The organism is Massilia eurypsychrophila (genome assembly GCF_002760655.1).
In the GTDB taxonomy this organism is placed as follows: Bacteria; Pseudomonadota; Gammaproteobacteria; order Burkholderiales; family Burkholderiaceae_D; genus JAFCUW01.
This window is the reverse complement of record NZ_PDOC01000076.1, coordinates 1-1,085: the sequence shown is the minus strand read 5'-3', so window position 1 is coordinate 1,085 and position 1,085 is coordinate 1. Positions and strand designations below refer to the sequence as shown.

Here is a 1,085-nt window from a genome sequence, read left to right as displayed (position 1 = left end):
ACCGTTCTGTCGAAGAAATTCGGCGGCGAAGCAAAAGCATACGACCAGATCGATGCGGCACCAGAAGAAAAAGCGCGCGGCATCACCATCAACACCGCGCACGTCGAGTACGAGACGGCCAACCGCCACTACGCACACGTCGATTGCCCAGGCCACGCCGACTACATCAAGAACATGATCACCGGTGCAGCGCAGATGGACGGCGCGATCCTGGTTTGCTCGGCAGCTGACGGCCCGATGCCACAGACCCGCGAGCACATCCTGCTGGCGCGCCAGGTTGGCGTTCCATACATCATCGTGTTCCTCAACAAGTGCGACCTGGTCGACGACGAAGAGCTGCTCGAACTGGTTGAAATGGAAGTGCGTGAGCTGCTCGTCAAGTACGAGTTCCCAGGCGACGACCTGCCTATCATCAAGGGTTCGGCCCGTATGGCGCTGGACGGCGACACTGGCCCGATGGGCGAGCAAGCCATCATGGCTCTGGCTGATGCACTCGACACCTACATCCCTACGCCAGAGCGCGCAGTCGATGGCGCCTTCCTGATGCCGGTGGAAGACGTGTTCTCGATCTCGGGTCGCGGCACTGTCGTGACCGGTCGTATCGAGCGCGGTATCGTCAAGGTCGGCGAAGAGATCGAAATCGTCGGCATCAAGGACACCGTCAAGACCACTTGCACCGGCGTCGAGATGTTCCGCAAGCTGCTCGACCAGGGCATGGCTGGCGACAACGTCGGTCTGCTGCTGCGCGGCACCAAGCGTGAGGATGTCGAGCGCGGCCAGGTCCTGGCCAAGCCGAACTCGATCAAGCCACACAACCATTTCACCGGTGAGATCTACGTCCTGTCGAAAGACGAAGGCGGCCGTCATACCCCGTTCTTCAACAACTATCGCCCACAGTTCTACTTCCGTACTACGGACGTGACTGGTTCGATCGAGTTGCCAGCGGACAAAGAAATGGTCATGCCAGGCGATAACGTGTCGATCACCGTCAAGCTGATCAACCCGATCGCGATGGAAGAAGGCCTGCGCTTCGCTATCCGTGAAGGCGGTCGTACCGTCGGCGCCGGCGTCGTTGCCAAGATCCT

General features: G+C 60.0%; 1 protein-coding gene. It reads left to right on the top strand.

Annotated elements, in window-relative coordinates; genetic code table 11:
- Nucleotides 1–1,085: elongation factor Tu (gene tuf / locus CR105_RS27385; RefSeq protein WP_099794120.1), on the top strand; the 1,085-nt coding region annotated here is incomplete at both ends.